At 37.0% G+C, this 14,031-nt stretch carries 19 protein-coding genes; 9 read left to right on the top strand and 10 right to left on the bottom strand.

All coding sequences use genetic code 11. From position 1 onward, the window contains the following. The first annotated feature begins 78 nt into the window (after nucleotides 1-78). Genes RST01_RS02100 through RST01_RS02085 form a run of 4 tightly spaced genes read left to right on the top strand, consistent with a single transcriptional unit; the run spans nucleotide 79 to nucleotide 3,529 of the window. Nucleotides 79-297 (top strand): acetyl-CoA carboxylase biotin carboxyl carrier protein subunit, encoded by a 219-nt coding sequence (locus RST01_RS02100; RefSeq protein ID WP_147193703.1) that lies wholly within the window; start codon nucleotides 79-81, stop codon nucleotides 295-297. After that, nucleotides 290-1,219 carry a hydroxymethylglutaryl-CoA lyase gene (locus tag RST01_RS02095; protein ID WP_221297933.1) on the top strand — a complete coding sequence of 310 codons (930 nt, stop codon included), beginning with the start codon at nucleotides 290-292 and terminating at the stop codon, nucleotides 1,217-1,219. The genes RST01_RS02100 and RST01_RS02095 overlap by 8 nt, the downstream gene beginning before the upstream one ends. Further along, entirely contained in the window at nucleotides 1,197-1,976 is a 780-nt protein-coding gene (locus tag RST01_RS02090) for an enoyl-CoA hydratase (RefSeq protein WP_147193701.1), read from the top strand. The genes RST01_RS02095 and RST01_RS02090 overlap by 23 nt, the downstream gene beginning before the upstream one ends. 14 nt (nucleotides 1,977-1,990) lie before the next feature. Next, nucleotides 1,991-3,529: an acyl-CoA carboxylase subunit beta gene (locus tag RST01_RS02085; protein ID WP_147193699.1), complete on the top strand. Its 1,539-nt coding sequence runs from the start codon at nucleotides 1,991-1,993 to the stop codon at nucleotides 3,527-3,529. A gap of 84 nt (nucleotides 3,530-3,613) precedes the next feature. Here RST01_RS02085 and RST01_RS02080 read toward each other — a convergent pair whose 3' ends face one another. Further along, on the bottom strand, nucleotides 3,614-3,859 hold the full coding sequence (locus RST01_RS02080; protein ID WP_147193697.1) for a DUF2624 family protein: 246 nt from the start codon (nucleotides 3,857-3,859) through the stop codon (nucleotides 3,614-3,616). A 104-nt stretch (nucleotides 3,860-3,963) separates the two neighbouring features. Here RST01_RS02080 and RST01_RS02075 point away from each other — a divergent pair, with 104 nt between their 5' ends. The 3 genes from RST01_RS02075 to RST01_RS02065 are packed head-to-tail and all read left to right on the top strand — an operon-like array spanning nucleotide 3,964 to nucleotide 6,020. Then, nucleotides 3,964-4,731, top strand: a complete 768-nt coding sequence (locus RST01_RS02075) for a metal ABC transporter ATP-binding protein (RefSeq protein WP_147193695.1) — start codon at nucleotides 3,964-3,966, stop codon at nucleotides 4,729-4,731. Beyond that, entirely contained in the window at nucleotides 4,731-5,582 is an 852-nt protein-coding gene (locus tag RST01_RS02070) for a metal ABC transporter permease (protein WP_147193694.1), read from the top strand. The genes RST01_RS02075 and RST01_RS02070 overlap by 1 nt, the downstream gene beginning before the upstream one ends. A gap of 12 nt (nucleotides 5,583-5,594) precedes the next feature. Further along, entirely contained in the window at nucleotides 5,595-6,020 is a 426-nt protein-coding gene (locus RST01_RS02065) for a Fur family transcriptional regulator (RefSeq protein ID WP_147193692.1), read from the top strand. 78 nt (nucleotides 6,021-6,098) lie between these two features. On the opposite strand, the gene RST01_RS02060 is transcribed toward RST01_RS02065, so the two are convergent. The 5 genes from RST01_RS02060 to RST01_RS02040 form a co-directional block, all read right to left on the bottom strand. Beyond that, nucleotides 6,099-6,746 (bottom strand): DUF421 domain-containing protein, encoded by a 648-nt coding sequence (locus RST01_RS02060; protein WP_147193690.1) that lies wholly within the window; start codon nucleotides 6,744-6,746, stop codon nucleotides 6,099-6,101. Nucleotides 6,747-6,793: 47 nt separating this feature from the next. Then, entirely contained in the window at nucleotides 6,794-7,636 is an 843-nt protein-coding gene (locus RST01_RS02055) for a zf-HC2 domain-containing protein (RefSeq protein ID WP_184117499.1), read from the bottom strand. A 6-nt stretch (nucleotides 7,637-7,642) separates the two neighbouring features. Then, nucleotides 7,643-8,110, bottom strand: a complete 468-nt coding sequence (locus RST01_RS02050) for an RNA polymerase sigma factor (protein ID WP_147193686.1) — start codon at nucleotides 8,108-8,110, stop codon at nucleotides 7,643-7,645. Between the two features lie 174 nt (nucleotides 8,111-8,284). After that, nucleotides 8,285-8,593, bottom strand: coding sequence for an excalibur calcium-binding domain-containing protein (locus RST01_RS02045; RefSeq protein ID WP_147193684.1), 309 nt, complete (start codon nucleotides 8,591-8,593; stop codon nucleotides 8,285-8,287). 230 nt (nucleotides 8,594-8,823) lie between these two features. Next, the gene (locus tag RST01_RS02040) at nucleotides 8,824-9,552 is read right to left on the bottom strand and encodes a ZIP family metal transporter (protein WP_147193682.1); all 729 of its coding nucleotides are present in this window, start codon (nucleotides 9,550-9,552) and stop codon (nucleotides 8,824-8,826) included. Between the two features lie 605 nt (nucleotides 9,553-10,157). On the opposite strand from RST01_RS02040, the gene RST01_RS02035 reads away from it, so the two are divergent. Beyond that, nucleotides 10,158-10,640: a hypothetical protein gene (locus RST01_RS02035; protein ID WP_147193680.1), complete on the top strand. Its 483-nt coding sequence runs from the start codon at nucleotides 10,158-10,160 to the stop codon at nucleotides 10,638-10,640. A gap of 45 nt (nucleotides 10,641-10,685) precedes the next feature. Here the strand turns inward: RST01_RS02035 and RST01_RS02030 are convergent, their stop codons facing one another. The 4 genes from RST01_RS02030 to RST01_RS02015 all read right to left on the bottom strand — a co-directional run bounded on the left by RST01_RS02030 (nucleotide 10,686) and on the right by RST01_RS02015 (nucleotide 13,394). Next, complete coding sequence (locus RST01_RS02030) at nucleotides 10,686-11,258, bottom strand: 5' nucleotidase, NT5C type (protein ID WP_147193678.1); 573 nt, start codon at nucleotides 11,256-11,258, stop codon at nucleotides 10,686-10,688. 22 nt (nucleotides 11,259-11,280) lie between these two features. Then, a complete protein-coding gene (gene ispG, locus RST01_RS02025) occupies nucleotides 11,281-12,396 on the bottom strand; it encodes a flavodoxin-dependent (E)-4-hydroxy-3-methylbut-2-enyl-diphosphate synthase (protein ID WP_147193676.1) in 1,116 nt (371 codons plus the stop codon). 96 nt (nucleotides 12,397-12,492) lie between these two features. Continuing rightward, nucleotides 12,493-12,831, bottom strand: a complete 339-nt coding sequence (gene yqfZ, locus RST01_RS02020) for a protein YqfZ (RefSeq protein ID WP_066786537.1) — start codon at nucleotides 12,829-12,831, stop codon at nucleotides 12,493-12,495. A 50-nt stretch (nucleotides 12,832-12,881) separates the two neighbouring features. Then, complete coding sequence (locus tag RST01_RS02015) at nucleotides 12,882-13,394, bottom strand: DUF1189 family protein (RefSeq protein WP_221297932.1); 513 nt, start codon at nucleotides 13,392-13,394, stop codon at nucleotides 12,882-12,884. 122 nt (nucleotides 13,395-13,516) lie between these two features. Between RST01_RS02015 and RST01_RS02010 the strand changes: the two genes are divergently transcribed. After that, nucleotides 13,517-13,996 (top strand): DUF456 domain-containing protein, encoded by a 480-nt coding sequence (locus RST01_RS02010; protein ID WP_147193674.1) that lies wholly within the window; start codon nucleotides 13,517-13,519, stop codon nucleotides 13,994-13,996. The last annotated feature ends 35 nt before the right edge of the window (nucleotides 13,997-14,031 follow it).

The following is a 14,031-nucleotide window of genomic DNA, read 5'->3' as shown; positions in this document are numbered from 1 at the left end:
TAGAAATCCAGAACTTTGCCTTCGTTCACTAGGAGTGTACCACCTCTCTATCTACTATTTTAATCGGAGGGATTTATGATGACAACAGTAAAAGCAAGTATGGCAGGAACAGTGTGGAAAATTTTGGTTTCAGAAGGAGAGCGCGTGGAAGCAGGACAGGATGTTGTCATCCTGGAATCAATGAAAATGGAAATTCCCATAGCAGCAGAAGAAGCTGGAATAGTGAAAAATGTAATCGCTGCGGAAGGTAATTTTATTAACGTAGACGACGACTTATTGGAGATTGAGAATGATTAAACTTCCATCAAGCGTCCAAGTGAAAGAAGTTGGTCCACGCGATGGTTTACAGAATGAAAAAACACTTATTAATACAAATGACAAGATTGAACTGATAGATCGCTTAAGCGAAACAGGACTCAATTATATTGAAGTAACAAGCTTTGTCCATCCAAAATGGATTCCGCAACTTGCTGATGCAGTAGAAGTTTTAAAAGGAATTAAGCGTAAAAAAGGAATTACATATGGTGCTCTCGTGCCGAATAGCAAAGGATTAGAACGTGCAATAGAAGCTGACATTGATGAAGTAAGTATCTTTATGTCTGCTAGCGAAGGGCACAATAAAGCAAACATTAACAAGTCGATTGTTGAGACTTACCCTGTGTTAAAGGAAGTAGCAGAAGGCGCCCTTGCTGCAGGGAAAACTGTTCGAGGCTATATCTCAACTGTTATTGCTTGCCCATATGATGGATTGGTTTCTCCAGTCCAGGTCGCAAGGGTTGCGGAGAAGCTATTTGAAATGGGCGTCTCAGAAATTTCACTGGGTGATACGATTGGAGTAGGTGTTCCTACTCAGGTTGATGCTCTCTTAGAAGAAATGACCCGCCATTTTAGTACAGATCAATTAGCGATGCACTTCCATGATACTCGAGGGATGGCCTTAGCTAATGTAATGGCAAGCCTTGCACATGGCATTCAAAAGTTTGACAGCTCTATAGGGGGGCTTGGTGGATGCCCATATGCACATGGGGCATCAGGAAATGTTGCCACTGAGGATTTACTATATTTGCTCGAAGGCATGGGTATTCAAACGGGGATTCAGCGAGAAAAAATTGTACAAACTGCATTGTATGTGGAAGAAAAATTGGGGAAACCACTACATTCTAAATTAGTAGCAGTAGCGAGAGGAGAGGAGAATCATGGCGGAGTATGTAAAGCTTGAGGTTGAAGCAGGCATCGCCACCATTCTGTTCAATAGAGCTGAGGCAGCGAATGCCTTATCTCGAAAGATGCTACAAGAAATCAACGATGTATTGGATGAAGTTCAATACAATCCGTCTGTTCGTGTGGTGATTGTTTCAGGAAAAGGTCAGAAAGCATTTTGTGCAGGGGCAGATTTGAAAGAGCGGCACGGTATGACGGAGATGGAAACAAAACAAACAGTGGCCCTTATTGGCCAAACCGTCTCTCATTTTGAGTCCATTTCTAAGCCTGTTATTGCAGCTATCAATGGGGTAGCGTTTGGTGGTGGGCTTGAATTAGCCCTTGCCTGTGATTTGCGCATTGCTAGCAGTGCGGCAAAGCTTGGCTTAACTGAAACTTCATTAGGTATTATTCCAGGAGCTGGCGGTACACAGCGTTTACCTCGATTGATTGGTGTTGGGAAAGCAAAAGAATTAATATACACAGCTCGCCGTCTAACTGCAGAGGAAGCAAAGGACTATGGAATAGTGGAATATGTAGAAGAACCGGACAATGTATGGGTTAAAGCTGTAGCACTTGCGAAAGAAATAGCCAAAAATGCTCCACTTTCTTTGGAACAAGCCAAAACAGCGATAAATTATGGGATGCAAACAGATATTTCTACAGCATTGCAAATTGAATCACTTGCCTATAGCAGATTGCTTCCCACTGAAGACCGTTTAGAAGGGTTAAAGGCTTTCCAAGAAAAACGAACACCTGTTTATCAAGGAAAATAAGGGGGATGACAGAAATGGCGGAACTAACAACACGCTCTAAACATGATGAGATGAAAGAAACGATTCAAAAAGGTGGAAACGAAAAGTATCATGCGAAAAATAGTGAACAAGGAAAACTCTTTGTGCGTGAACGTCTTGAGTTACTATTTGATGATGGTATATTAGCTGAAGATGGAACGTTTGCCAATGTTTTAGCGAAAGATTTGCCGGCAGACGGTGTGGTTACAGGCATAGGAAAAATCCATGGACGTTCGGTTTGTGTTATGGCTAATGATTCAACAGTCAAAGCTGGCTCATGGGGGGCCCGTACTGTTGAAAAAATCATTCGAATTCAAGAGACTGCCGAAAAACTAGGCGTACCGCTATTTTATTTAGTCGATTCAGCAGGCGCGAGGATTACAGATCAGCTTGAAATGTTCCCAGGAAGAAGGGGAGCAGGACGTATTTTTTATAACCAAGTCAAACTATCCGGACGCATACCGCAAATCTGCTTGTTATTTGGTCCGTCAGCAGCAGGCGGAGCATATATTCCTGCGTTTTGTGATATCGTGGTCATGGTTGAAAAGAATGCTTCCATGTATTTAGGATCGCCTCGGATGGCTGAGATGGTTATTGGGGAAAAAGTAGACTTAGAAACAATGGGCGGAGCAAAAATGCACTGTACAACATCTGGATGTGGCGATGTTTTAGCAAAAACAGAACAAGAAGCAATTGCCTACGCACGCCAATATATTTCTTATTTTCCTGATAACTTTAAAATTAAACCGGTAATAGAAGAGCCTAAACTGCCAGCGAACTTTGAAAAAACGATTGAAGAGATTATTCCTGCCAATCAGAATGTACCATTTAATATGTATGACCTGATTGACCGAATTGTTGATGAGGGATCGTTCTGTGAAGTGAAAAAGCTTTTTGCTGCGGAGCTTATTACAGGTCTTGCGCGAATTAACGGCCAATCAGTCGGTATTATCGCTAACCAACCGAGAGTTAAGGGTGGTGTCTTATTCCATGATTCAGCGGATAAAGCGGCAAAATTCATCCAACTTTGCGATGCATTCCATATACCGCTTTTATTCTTAGCCGACGTACCAGGGTTCATGATTGGTACTCAAGTGGAGAAACTGGGCATTATTCGCCACGGCGCAAAGATGATTTTTGCAATGAGTGAAGCAACAGTTCCAAAAGTAACTGTCATCGTTCGAAAAGCATATGGTGCTGGTTTGTATGCAATGGCTGGTCCAGCATTTGAGCCAGATGCGTGCATCGCCTTATCTACTGCCCAAATTGCTGTAATGGGTCCAGAAGCAGCTGTAAATGCAGTTTATGCGAATAAAATCGCACAGTTACCAAAAGAAGAGCAAGCTGCATTTATTGAAGAAAAGCGCAATGAATATCGCGCTGAAATTGATGTTTATCGTTTAGCATCTGAGCTCATAATTGATGATGTCATACAACCAAATGAGTTGCGGGCTACATTAGAAGCGAGATTCGAAGCCTATAAAACGAAAGATATATCATTTACAGAACGTAAACATGGGGTTAGACCAGTTTAAAGAAACGAACAAAGCAACAGAACAAAACTAAGGCGAAATGCATTTTTCATGCATTTCGCCTTTTGCTATGCCTTCTATTAATGATTAAAGATATTTTGCATATTTACCTAATAATTCTTTTGTTTTCTTCTTGCCTAGAATTTCTTCCACTTCTTTCAGGACTTTATCCGGAATTCCTGTCAGGACCCATTGAAACGAAAATTTTGAAAGAAGTGGGCGCAGTTTTTGTATTTCTTTTTTCGAAAGTGGAATCTGATGAACTTTGGCATATTCAGCAAGCTCCTTATCCGTTTTTCGATTCATCTCACTAATTAATGCTAAATAATCCATTCGCTTATCCCCTTTAATGTAATTGTCTTTACAAAGCACCTTCAATTCGCTATACTATTTGACATAAATCGTAATGATTATGAATTAGAAAGAAGTGAGGCTAATTGAAACAGCCATTAATAGAACTAGAAGATGTTTCGTTTCAGTATGAATATCAGGAAGTGTTACATAATATATCGCTTGTTGTGCGAGAAGGCGACTTTCTTGCGTTGCTGGGTCCAAATGGCTCTGGCAAATCTACACTGCTTAAAATTATCTTGGGCCTATTAAAGCCAACAAAGGGCTCTGTAAAACTGTTCGGGGAAAAGAGTACATCATTTAAACATCGAGAGTGGATCGGTTATGTGTCGCAAAAATCGAATTCATTTAATGCGGGTTTCCCAGCAACAGTAAAAGAAGTAGTAGCAAGCGGCCTAACTAAAAAAATTGGATTGTTCAAAAGACATCTTCCCAATAAAGAAGAGCGAGTGTTCGAGGCATTGCATGCTGTAGGCATGGAACAATTTGCAAATCGCAATATAGGCGAGCTTTCAGGAGGCCAGCAACAACGTGTATTTATAGCACGGGCGCTGATTGCAGAACCAAAACTGCTTATTCTAGATGAGCCAACTGTCGGAATAGACTACGAAAATGTACAGTCATTCTATGATATGCTCTATCATTTAAATGAGGAACTGCGAATTACAATGATTTTGGTAACACATGATGTGGACACACTGACGGATACGATCAGCCATGTTGCATGTTTAAACAAAACGATTCATTTTCATGGCTATAAAGATAACTATGATTCGATATCAGCAGATCAGCGTAATGAATGGTATGGCCATTCGGTACGCCAACTTCCTCATATGAAGAAGGAGAATAAATAATGATTTCATCTATATTGCATTATGATTTTTTACAAAATGCATTTCTGTCAGGCATGATTATTGGCGTAATCGCTCCGTTATTAGGAGTTTTCATTGTAGTACGTCGATTATCTGTAATTGCAGATGCGTTAAGCCATGTAACTTTAGCCGGAATAGCTGGAAGCTTATATCTCAGCCAAACATTCTCAGCATTGGCTTTATTAAATCCGATTTATTTAGGAATTCTGTCTGCTGTCGGCGGTTCAATGGTAATTGAACGTTTACGTCGTTTATATAAGCATTTTGAAGAATTGGCTATTCCTATTATTATGTCGGCTGGCCTTGGTGTTAGTGCAATCTTTATTTCTCTTGCACAAGGTTTTAGTACTGATTTATTCAGTTATTTATTTGGATCTGTATCAGCTGTAAGTAGACAGGATCTTTGGGTAGTCCTATCGATCGCTATTTTAGTAGTTGTTTTTGTTTATTTCTTTTATAAAGAGCTATTTGTTTTATCATTTGATGAGGAATATGCGAAAGCAAGCGGACTTCCTGCAAAATGGATTCATTTTCTTTTTATGATTGTGACGGCATTAGTCATTGCAGCAAGTATGCGGATTGTCGGAATTTTACTGGTGTCATCACTTATTACATTGCCAGTGGCTGCAAGTCTCCGCATTGCCAAAGGATTTAAACAAACGATTTTCTTTGCAATTTTGTTTGGGGAGTTGGCTGTTATGATTGGTTTGATTTCAGCCTTCTATTTAAACTTGGCACCAGGCGGAACAATCGTAGTGACATCTATCTTCATTTTACTATTCGTCATTGTCGGAAAGAAAGCTGCTATAGCTATTCGTGCGAAAAAGAGTTAAGGAGGCATTCTCATGAATATATCGAAAGCATGGGATATTCTGAAGGAAAGTGGCTACAAAAAAACGGATAAACGTGAACAGATTTTAGACATGTTCACGAAAACGGGTAAATATTTAACTGCAAGAGATTTGTTGGATGTGATGAAGAAGGATTATCCTGGCATGAGCTTTGATACTATTTATCGCAATCTAGCAACATTTGTGGATCTAGGTATACTGGAAGAAACCGAGCTTAATAGTGAACGTCACTTCCGTATGCAATGTGAAACCGAACACCATCATCACCATTTCATTTGTATGGTATGCGGCAATATTAAAGAAATTCACCTTTGCCCAATGGATATGTTACAAGAACAGTTGCCTGGTTATGAAATTGATAGTCATAAATTTGAAATTTACGGAAAATGTCCCGAATGTGTAGCGGAAAGCCTGTCATAACAAGGTTGACAGGCTTTTGTTGTTTTATATTTATTAATTTTCCTAATTTCCTAATCTATTATCCTCTTTCAGCACTAACTATTCGTTGCATTGAACATAAAGGCCTTTACCTTCAGACCATTCTGCATAGTAAACTTTTTTAATATCCTCGTAGCCTTCTTTTTTTAATAGTTTAATGACCCATTGTTCATTCTTTCTAATTTGATTTAATGTTCTATTTACGATTTGCCCCTCGTCAATAAGCAGGCGAGGCAATGTATCAGTCGTTACTTGATCGGATGAATCCTTCTTCATTACACTAATTTGACCTCCGGGTTCCAAAATCACATATTTTACTTCTCTAATAGAAAAAATCCCTTGCTGACGAAGCAAGGAAAGCAATTGTTCAGTTTCCATTTTATTTTTCTTTAATTCTTTTATATCTAAGACACCTTTATTTATAAGAATTGATGGTTCTCCTTTAATAAACGGACGTAATTTATCATATTTCCTAACAGCAAGATTTGTCATAAGGCTCAGTACAGTCCATAAAATAATTGCATAGAGAAAATGCCATACCTGTACCTTGTTATCATAAAGAGTTTCTTCAAGGATACCCCCCAGCATCAATAAAAAGACTATATCGAAAGGAGTAACTTCAGAGAGTTCCTTTTTTCCCATTAAGCGAATTACTATCATAAGTGCTATAAAGCCTAGAATAACTTTAAGTGTAATAGTTAATATCATCTTTTTCTCACACTCCTAACTTAATCTTTAAATACCCTAAGATAAGTTTAATTATTCTTCATTTGTTTTATAATTCGTTTTTGAATAAACCAGTAAGTTGCGAGAATTATAGGTATAAACATTAACGTTATTGGTATCTGAAATACTGTCCAAGAAGAAGGGGCATAGTGTTTAATTTGAAATGCATTTTCAACTGTTTTAAGATATGATTCCTTGTATTCATATTGAACTATCCATTGATCATCTGCCATAGCTACTGTACCAATATCATAATTATTTGGAATGATTGGTTGTGTAATCTTTCCTTTTTCTCCGATAATAAGTTTTGCTTGTGAATAGTCAATAGGGTAAGTATACGTCGGACCTTCTTTCAATACTGTATTATCCTCTATATTCTGCTCTGAAAATACTGCTAGAAATTTTAATTTACCTTTATATTCTTGGAAAACATCTTGAAGTGCTTTAGTATCTATGTGTGAACTATCTGTTAATAGTGAGAAGGATTTTTTCATGATCTCATGTTGTTCTTGGTCTATTAGTTGTACTTTTTCTTTCTCGCGATTAATTTGTGTAAATACACCTACAGAGTTTATAAAAAAACCTAAAGTAATAATAAGTGTAATCCAAAACGAATAACCTGAAAATTTCATGAATCTGTTCTGAGCATTAAAATAGCGCGCTAATTTTTGAAATGGTTTCTTTTGTTCTAAACGACTCGAGAATTCTTGTTGTTTCTGAATATCGATTTCTTTATGCATTTCTTCTAAAAGTTCTGCACATGATTTACAAGTGCTTATATGCTGTTCTATAAATCTTGAACTTTCCTCACTACATAGTTGGTCAATATAGGATGATGATAAATCATGCACTATAGGACATTCATTGTTCATGTACATTCACTCACTCTCTTTTAATTTTACTTTAGCACGATAAAAAGTAACTCTTGCCCAATTCTCATTTTTTTGATATATTTCTCCGATTTCTTTAAACGACAATGCACCTAGTATTCGAAGTAACACAATTTCTTTAAATGGCTCTTCTAACAAATGTATTTTCCGGTAAAGTGTAATTTTATTTTCACTTTCAATAATATTACTTTCTGCAGAGGGTATTTGATTCGTTAGGTGAGATGATTGCGGTTGTTTAACCTGCTTATCCACGTACTTATAGTATGTATACTTTGCAATTTGACAAAGCCAAACTGACATTTTGCATTTTCCATTATAACTATCTATTGAACGAACAGCCTGATAAAAAGTCTCTTGTGTCAGTTCCTCTGCAATGTCTGTATTACGGCATAAGACATATAAATATTTAAAAACTTGGTCGCCATATTTTTCATAAATTTCCGTTAACTCGTTCATATTTAACCTCCTTTCAACTCATATATCTAAAAAATCACCTTTTCGTTACAAAGATTTCGTAAAAATTTTTATTTCTACAAAGAGACGTTTTTTAAATTAGATATACAATACAATGAAAGCCTGTCTCGTATACGGAGACAGGCTTTTAAATTAAATAGAAGTTATATGATATTTTTAGCGTTCACAAGCTATTCCATCTCTATCTCTATCCAAATCACGGTTTTGTTTCATGGCTTTTTTGTAAATACTTGCGGAAACATATGCGCGTGAGTATTCATAAACTATGCTGCCATTGCGCTTGTGTACTGTATTTTTCGTTTTAGCCGAAACTTTCACTCCGTGAGCGTATTTTCCGTTAAAAGCGGTGCAATTTGAATAGATACTACGAGCTTGAACATTTTCATCATTTTTAGTGATTGTAGCACCAAAAAACGTTGTTGTTGCTAAAGCTGCAGCTATACCAATTTGTAGGGTCTTTTTCATTCGTTTTTACTCCTTCGAAATTATTCCTATTTATAATAAGTTATTTTTATGAATAAATCAAACTAAAATTTATAAATAATTTGAAGGTTTATGTGTAAAAAGTATTGTTTAATAATAGTTCTACTAGGTAAATTTCTATTATAGTAGTGAATTAGAATGGAGTTAAAGGGAAGGGCAGTATAAAACACAAAATGAAGCCGCAAACATCCGAAGAGTGAGCGGCAATTAAATTAAGAGAATTGATCAAGCAAGAAAGCAATGAATAAACCACAGGCTGCAATCAATCCAGTAATTGGTCCGCTTTCTTCATAGGCTTCCGGCATCATTGTTGAAGCAATCATGGCTACTATACCACCACCTGCAAATGCAGCAATTGCTGATTGGGTAGCAGCAGACACATCGTCTAAGAAGAAAAACCCTGCCCATGACGCAAATGTCGAAATAGCTAAAACTGCAATCCATAACCAAATTATTTTCGCAGTTGAATAGTTGCTTTTTTTCATACCTGTTGTGCTTGAAAGACCTTCTGGGATATTACTGATAAAAATAGAAACAACTAGGAGGGAACTGACACTTTGCTGTCCGATGAGGCTAGCGCCAATCATGATAGATTCAGGTATTGCATCCATAATAGTACCTGCAAAAATAGCTAATCCGCTTGATGCTGCTAGATCACCTTGCGATCGTTTACGCTGAATCTTTCCTTTATTAGATACCAAATAATCAAAAATAGTAAATACTATAGCACCTATTAAGAAACCGATTCCTGTTGCTTTTACACCACCATCATGAGCCGAATCCTCAAGCAATTCGAAAGTTGCGGCACCCATTAATACACCGGTCCCAAATGCCATAATAAAACCGATCCATCTATTTTTAATTGGTAAGAATAATGCGCCTAAAGCGCCTAGCAGGACAGCTGAACCTGACACTGCTCCCCAAAATGCGGCATGCCACATATTAACCACTCCTTTACTTGAGGACCAATACCCTGAACAAACAGGAATTGAAACAATCAAGACATAAAAAGAGCAACCATCTGCTGTTAAGCAGAAGATTGCTTTTGTGATTTTAAAATTATGTGTTAGCATCTTAAAATAGCTGTTTCTCCAATTGAAAATTTACTTAATCATCAAAAGGGAATTCAATAACATAACCTAAATTGATGTCGCACTCTTCCAGTATAGGGAGGGACAAAAGGACAAGGGCAGATATGACAAGGCAATTTATTAATATTTTGGAAAGACCGCTTTTACGAGAAGCTTTAAAGATTGAGCAAATATATTGGATGAAGAAGAGGAATATAAAGCAATTCATAAATAAATTGAACAAATACTGCCAACTCATCATTACTTCCCACCACTTCCTTTTTGTTTTCTATATATAATATTATAGTGCAGTCTATCAAAACAATAAAGTTTGAAACCTGCAAAATAAAAATTCTGTAAGCGCTTTTTCAATAGGTTTGCCAATCTTGTTACAACTTTAATCATAACCATCTTTTCTTTGGAATCTCTTGTATAATTAGGTACGACAAGTGGCAAAGGAAAGAGAGGGGCCTAATATGAAAATAATCAAAGTTGTTGTATGTATGCTAGCTGTTATAATGGTGCTTACTGGTTGTGGCGGAGAAGGAAAGTCTAAAGTAAATACTCGTGAAATTATTATACCGAAAACCGAATTTTATAAATATCTTTATATTCAAGGTGTAAATGATCAAGGGGTATCTACTGAAAAGACAGGCAAATTGATTAAAGAACCTGCAAAAGTTCAAGACTTCATTCGACTGGTGAATCGGAGTGTTGTAATGGTACCCAAAACAGAAAAACAAGCATCTATAGTAAAGCAACTAGACAAGCATGGAAGCTATATTGTGGCACTTGGTGATACGGAAAAAATGGATAAATTAACTTATAAAATATATATGCTAAAAGATGGGACGCTTTTTTTCCAGGATACGATGAAAAAAGAAATGACATATATGTCTGTGAAAAAAGAACCTAAGAAGTTAGAGGAAATGAAAAAACTGCTAGGTGTAAAATTTTAAAAAGAGCGAAAGAACAATTGGTTTGTTCTTTCGCTCTTGTTTTGTTTAGATGCCGAACTCTTTTTTGACCCAGTTTTCTGCTTCAGTCCAATTTTGGACACGGATGACACCATCAGGGATCGTATCACGATTATATGGAGCATCGAAAAGTAAGACAGGTATCTTTAATTCCTCATGTATACGTACTGCATTATCATGCTTATCTTCCATGAAAAGATGGACGCCATGTTTCTTAGCTGCGATTACTTTATCTGTATTTCCAACTATTTCTAGTAAATCATAAGGAAGTAAGTTCGTTTTGAACCAGAGATCTGTAACCTCTCGAGAATTTTCCTCTCGTGCAGTTATAAAGTTTAGCATTACATCATTATGCCATTTTGAAAGAATCCGCTGAGCTTCGAGCTGGACTGGAGGATTGCTGTACATATTAAGTTCTTCTTTACGATACCAGTCATAGAAAGTTTGAGCATCTATATTCAATACTTTTGTTAAATCATATTGAGTGACATCATCTAATAATAAATTTCTGTTAAATGCTTTATTAATATGGGGCAATAGAAACTCTGGAGTTGTTACGGTACCATCTATATCTATGCCAAAACTATATTTCTTCTCCATAGTCAGTTCGCCCTCCAAACGGTTAAAGTTGCACATTCGCAGCTTTTTCTGCTGCTTGTTTTTGGTAATATTCTTCCGCTAAAATGTCAATTTCTTTTTTCAATTCTTCTACCATTGTTTCTTCAGGTACTTTGCGGACTGTCTTCCCGTGGCGGAATAATAAGCCTTCTCCACGAGCACCAGCAATACCAATATCAGCTTCACGTGCTTCGCCAGGTCCGTTTACTGCACAACCAAGCACAGATACTTTAATAGGAGCTTTGATTGTTTGCAAATATTCTTCTACCTCATTTGCGATGGAAATTAAATCGATTTCAATACGTCCGCAAGTAGGGCATGAAATCAAAGTCGGTATATTTGAAGCAAGCCCGAAAGATTTTAACAATTCTCTTGCTACTTTAATTTCTTCTACAGGGTCAGCGCTCAAAGAAATACGGAGTGTATTCCCGATTCCTTTTGAAAGGATAGCACCTAAGCCAGCAGCTGACTTGATAGTTCCTGAGAATAAAGTACCTGACTCAGTAATGCCTAAATGAAGCGGATAATCGAAAGCACGAGAGGCTTTTTCATATGCTTCTATCGCTAAATTAACATCAGAAGCTTTCATGGAAACGATAATATCATGGAAATCAAGGTCTTCTAAAATTTTTATATGGTGAAGAGCACTTTCTACCATACCGTCAGCAGTAGGGTAGCCATATTTATCAATGATTTTACGTTCCAAGGATCCAGCATTTACACCTATACGGATAGGAATACCTTTTGCTTTCGCTGCATTTACAACAGCTTCAACTTTTTCTTTACGGCCAATATTGCCGGGGTTAATACGAATTTTATCAACGCCAGCTTCAATTGCTTTTAATGCTAGTTTATAGTCAAAATGTATATCCGCTACAAGCGGTATATGAATTCGTTTTTTAATATCAGCTAATGCATTCGCTGCTCGTTCATCAGGACATGCAACACGGACAATCTGGCAGCCTGCTTCTTCCAAACGCAGTATTTCTGCGACAGTCGCTTCCACATCATGCGTTTTTGTCGTTGTCATACTTTGGATGATTACTTCATTGCTTCCGCCAATTGTTAAATCACCAACACGAACTTTCCGTGTATTCGAACGGTGCGTGATTTCATTCATGAATTACTCTCTCCTTCATAGGCTATTTAAAAAGCCTTACTGTACACTATTTTAGCAGTGTTCAAAAGGAAATGACAAGAGAGAAACATTGTTTACCTAGTTTGTGCAGTTGTTGTTGGCTTTTATACGATAAGGTAGAACCACTTGTTCGTTCTCTTTAAAGCTTTGCTTTAATAGATGGGGATTGAATTTATAGACCAATTCTAGACGATCCGCAAAATTCATATCTTCTGCAGGGTACAAGGCAAATAAAGATTCCCATGTATCGCCTAACGCTACGGTAACTTTAATAGTTTGGATTTCATCTGTTTTCGTACAAACTGGCTCTGGCTGATTTTTATAAAAATCTGCTTTAGAAACAGTACCTTCGATTAAATCTACTTTTATAAAATAAGCACAAATAATAATAATCAGTGCGGAAACTAGTATTCTCATAAAAAATCCCTCCTTATCATCTACTATATGAATAAGAGAGAGATTCAGAACTATTTTTGAGGTTGATTTGGATATTTTGACGAAGCGATAAAGACGTATAGGAGTGTCAAAAGCGCTGTAAAGATGGTCATAATATAAGTATGTATCGGCAAGAATACAGATAATGTCGCGATAATTGTTGGTAATGTGACAGCTAGGGCGGCTGTACGCCAAATATGCCGATATTCGCCGCGTTTTTTACGGATAATTAATATTACCATTCCAGCCAAAGCGTAAATACTAATCTGAAGAAAGAGCGAGAATGAATTAATAAGAAATAACAGAATAAAGCTAGCGGGGTAGATGAGCCATTTCACTTCATTAAAGAATTCCTTCAATCCATTTATTTGACTGGTTTCTATACTGCTACCTGTTACAAATTGAATAAGTGAAACAATTGTAACAAAAAGGACCAGCATTAATACATACTGTATAACTTTGCCAATGGGCAACAATCTATATGCCGCTAGCTTTTTAGGGTGGAATAGACTATCTTTGAATAACTGCCAGTGTTTAATCTTCATATTCAATACCTCCAAAATTATAGTACCATGGAAGCGATTTAGATTCGACAATGCTTGGTGAAAATGCATGGATTTTTGGACAAAGGGTATAGGTGATTGTTTCTAAAAAGGGAGTTAATTAAATGGAATTTATATCATGGACATTAGTTATTGCGAGTTTTATTGTCGCCATGGTTGGTTTGGTATACCCAATCATACCATCGGTGTTATTTATATTTTTAGGATTCATCATTCATGGCTTGTTCCATTCATTTAGTGAATTACCATGGTGGTTCTGGGTGATTGAGGTTTTGTTTACTCTTTTATTATTTGGAGCAGATACATTAGCAAATGCATTTGGTGTGAAACGATTTGGCGGAAGTGAAGCAGGAATTTGGGGGAGTACCATTGGATTGCTTGTAGGCCCATTTGTTATCCCATTTGCAGGTATATTAATCGGTCCATTTATTGGTGCTGTGTTAGCAGAGCTGATTTTTAAGAGGACTTCTTTAAAAACTGCTTTTAAAGCAGGTATCGGATCACTTGTTGGTTTTCTTACTTCCGTTTTTACAAAAGGGGTTATTCAAATCATTATGATTATCATCTTTGTGATGGTTGTATAAGTATTGAGTGAAGGCTCAGTCAAAAGGCTGAATTC

The sequence above is a fragment of the Rummeliibacillus stabekisii genome (assembly GCF_007988965.1).
In the GTDB taxonomy this organism is placed as follows: domain Bacteria; phylum Bacillota; class Bacilli; order Bacillales_A; family Planococcaceae; genus Rummeliibacillus; species Rummeliibacillus stabekisii.
This window is presented reverse-complemented; position numbering and strand designations above follow the sequence as displayed.

Bases quoted from the DNA above. Each gene is read 5' to 3' on its own strand.
- RST01_RS02070 (WP_147193694.1), top strand. From the start codon at position 4,731: ATGATTTCATCTATATTGCATTATGATTTTTTACAAAATGCATTTCTG.
- RST01_RS02015 (WP_221297932.1), bottom strand. From the start codon at position 13,394: ATGAAGATTAAACACTGGCAGTTATTCAAAGATAGTCTATTCCACCCT.
- RST01_RS02085 (WP_147193699.1), top strand. From the start codon at position 1,991: ATGGCGGAACTAACAACACGCTCTAAACATGATGAGATGAAAGAAACG.
- RST01_RS02040 (WP_147193682.1), bottom strand. From the start codon at position 9,552: ATGTGGCATGCCGCATTTTGGGGAGCAGTGTCAGGTTCAGCTGTCCTG.
- RST01_RS02090 (WP_147193701.1), top strand. From the start codon at position 1,197: ATGGCGGAGTATGTAAAGCTTGAGGTTGAAGCAGGCATCGCCACCATT.
- ispG (WP_147193676.1), bottom strand. From the start codon at position 12,396: ATGAATGAAATCACGCACCGTTCGAATACACGGAAAGTTCGTGTTGGT.
- yqfZ (WP_066786537.1), bottom strand. From the start codon at position 12,831: ATGAGAATACTAGTTTCCGCACTGATTATTATTATTTGTGCTTATTTT.
- RST01_RS02080 (WP_147193697.1), bottom strand. From the start codon at position 3,859: ATGGATTATTTAGCATTAATTAGTGAGATGAATCGAAAAACGGATAAG.
- RST01_RS02010 (WP_147193674.1), top strand. From the start codon at position 13,517: ATGGAATTTATATCATGGACATTAGTTATTGCGAGTTTTATTGTCGCC.
- RST01_RS02030 (WP_147193678.1), bottom strand. From the start codon at position 11,258: ATGGAGAAGAAATATAGTTTTGGCATAGATATAGATGGTACCGTAACA.
- RST01_RS02045 (WP_147193684.1), bottom strand. From the start codon at position 8,593: ATGAAAAAGACCCTACAAATTGGTATAGCTGCAGCTTTAGCAACAACA.
- RST01_RS02055 (WP_184117499.1), bottom strand. From the start codon at position 7,636: ATGAACAATGAATGTCCTATAGTGCATGATTTATCATCATCCTATATT.
- RST01_RS02100 (WP_147193703.1), top strand. From the start codon at position 79: ATGACAACAGTAAAAGCAAGTATGGCAGGAACAGTGTGGAAAATTTTG.
- RST01_RS02050 (WP_147193686.1), bottom strand. From the start codon at position 8,110: ATGAACGAGTTAACGGAAATTTATGAAAAATATGGCGACCAAGTTTTT.
- RST01_RS02035 (WP_147193680.1), top strand. From the start codon at position 10,158: ATGAAAATAATCAAAGTTGTTGTATGTATGCTAGCTGTTATAATGGTG.
- RST01_RS02095 (WP_221297933.1), top strand. From the start codon at position 290: ATGATTAAACTTCCATCAAGCGTCCAAGTGAAAGAAGTTGGTCCACGC.
- RST01_RS02060 (WP_147193690.1), bottom strand. From the start codon at position 6,746: ATGATATTAACTATTACACTTAAAGTTATTCTAGGCTTTATAGCACTT.
- RST01_RS02065 (WP_147193692.1), top strand. From the start codon at position 5,595: ATGAATATATCGAAAGCATGGGATATTCTGAAGGAAAGTGGCTACAAA.